At 82.8% G+C, this 291-nt stretch carries 1 protein-coding gene; it reads right to left on the reverse strand.

The annotated features are described in order from the left end of the window. Positions 1-291, reverse strand: a 291-nt coding sequence (locus A4V12_RS39350) for a hypothetical protein (RefSeq protein ID WP_234372430.1), incomplete at both ends; no start/stop codon positions are given.

Genomic DNA, 291 nt, shown 5'->3' on the forward strand with positions numbered 1-291 from the left:
GGGCGCGGCGGCCCGGGCGCGGGCGTAACGGATGGCGCCGACCGTCGGCGTGTACGAGGACACCACCCGGTCCAGTACGGTCCGGGGCGCGGGCCCGGTCCCGGCGGGCGCCGCCGCGGCCTCCCGCGGGGCGGGGCCGGTCGCCTCGCCGTGGTGACCGGCCGCGTGCAGCGGCCTGGGGGCCCGCGCGCCCCCCGGTGACCACCACAGCCGGGCCCACCGGCCGTCCGGTGCGGGCCCGGGCCGTCCCCACCGGTCGAGCACCGGTCCCGCGACGTGGTTCCAGGTCCA

Origin of the sequence: Streptomyces noursei (assembly GCF_001646665.1) — a bacterium.
GTDB lineage: Bacteria > Actinomycetota > Actinomycetes > Streptomycetales > Streptomycetaceae > Streptomyces > Streptomyces lavendulocolor.